Raw genomic sequence first — 947 nt, forward strand, 5'->3', positions numbered from 1 at the left:
CAACGGCTGCCTGCGTGGTTGCGTCTATGTGCTGCACGGTGATCCCTTGACCGCGGCCGAGCAACTGGAGTTGGACAGCGGCTACGCGGCGCTGCTGCAACAGAATCTCTCCCATGCCACTAAAGGCGTCCGGGACGTGGCGCAGCATGTAATCGCCGAGATCCAGGCCGACCCGCAAGTGGCCCAACTCGACAAGGACAGGCTCGGCTCGCTGCCGCCGGTCCACCAGCAAACTCTGCCGCTGATGAGCGATGAATCAGGTACAAAGGATTCCGAACCTGGCGCACTCGACCTCGTTCGGAATTCTCCGGCTGGCGCAACAGATCCCGAACCCTGCGGCAATGCAGCGGATTTGGCTGTAGTTCGGAATACCGACGCTGGCCGTACAGTACAGAAAGACCAAAGCAAAAAAAGTACAGTACTGGGGCAGGTGGAGTTTGGTCGAGCACGATGGCCTGAGGATTTACCGCTGAACCCGAACGAGCGGCGCATGGCCTCCCAGGCGATGCGTCAGCTCGAGCCGGAACAGCAACAAGCGGTGATCAATGAAGCCGCGGTGCGTTGCGCCCGCGGTGAGATTCGAAAACCCGTCGCCTATCTGATGGGCTTGATCAAGCGTGCCTGCCAGGGCGAGTTCACCCTGTGGGCCGCGCGTACCGAGGAACAGAGATCCTCAACCCCTGCTTCACGCCCAGCCAAGCCAGCGTCAGAGGAACCGCCCCGCGAACGACCGAAGCGCGAAGGTCAACACACTGCGTCGCCACTTGCTCTCTCCTGCCTGGAGGAACTGAAACAACGTTGCCGCGGGATCACTGCGGCTACATAGGGCTGGAACTCGGTGGACATAATGCCGATGCCATTGATTCCAGCAACGTCCACCGTTCCGGAAATGTGACCGCACCACCTTCGCGATGATTCGCGTCGCCGGCCAGGGTTAGGCCCATCGT

Annotated in this window: 1 protein-coding gene; it reads left to right on the forward strand. The window is 60.9% G+C overall.

What is annotated here, in order from left to right:
• Positions 1 to 826: STY4528 family pathogenicity island replication protein (locus tag HP546_RS30685; RefSeq protein WP_172233750.1), on the forward strand; the 826-nt coding region annotated here is incomplete at its 5' end.
• Positions 827 to 947 lie beyond the last annotated feature (121 nt).

This window comes from Pseudomonas sp. CM25 (assembly GCF_013179705.1).
Classification (GTDB): Bacteria; Pseudomonadota; Gammaproteobacteria; order Pseudomonadales; family Pseudomonadaceae; genus Aquipseudomonas.